Raw genomic sequence first — 887 nt, forward strand, 5'->3', positions numbered from 1 at the left:
CGACGGAAGAATGCATAGAAGCGGCTGTTCTTGCTGCGCGTGAACACCATCAGCATCGACGGTGTCACCACCAGAGTCAGCAAGGTGGCGAAGGACAGGCCGAAGACGATCGCCGAGGACAGTGAAATCCACCATTGCGTCGACGGCGCGTTGATTGTCGTCTCGTGATGGAAGATTTCGAGACCGAGGCCGAAAGCGATCGGCAGCACGCCGAGGATCGCCGACACCGCCGTCAGCACCACCGGGCGGGCACGTTCGCGGCAAGTCTGCAGCACGGCGTCCATCTTGTCCCAGCCCTCTTCGCGCAGCCGGTCGTAGGTGTCGATCAGCACGATGTTGTTGTTCACCACCACGCCGGCCAGCGCGATGACGCCGATGCCCGACATGACGATGCCGAACGCCTCTCCAGTCAACAGCAATCCCAGGAACACGCCGACGGTCGCCATGACCACGCAGGACAGCACCAGCCAGACGCTGGTGAACTTGTTGAACTGCATCAGAAGCACCAGGAAGATCAGGAAAATCGCCGCGCCAAAGGCCTTGCTGAGGAAAGCGCTGGCCTCGGCGCTGTCCTCGTTCGAGCCGGCAAGCTTCCAGCGTATGCCGCTGCCGAGATCCATATCGGCGACAGCCTGGCTGACCTGCTGCTGGACAGAAGCGACCTGCTCGCCGGCGGCGACATTGGCCTGGACGACCACGGTGCGCGCGCCGTCGATGCGGTTGAGGATGCCGACGGTCGGCTCGGGCTTGCGCACGACGAAATTCGAGATCGGCACCGACCCTTGCGACGTCTGCACCCTGAGGTCGTCGAGGGTCGACAGCGTGCGCCGGTCCTCGGGCAGGCGCAGCCTGATGTCGACGGCGTCGTCCGCACCGGCCGGCCGGTA

General features: G+C 64.1%; 1 protein-coding gene. It reads right to left on the reverse strand.

Annotation, left to right across the window (positions count from 1 at the left end; all coding sequences use genetic code 11):
• The coding region (locus tag AC0L2A_RS36235; protein ID WP_473612977.1) for an efflux RND transporter permease subunit at positions 1-887 on the reverse strand (887 nt) is incomplete at both ends.

It is taken from the genome of Mesorhizobium sp. WSM4844, from assembly GCF_055811775.1.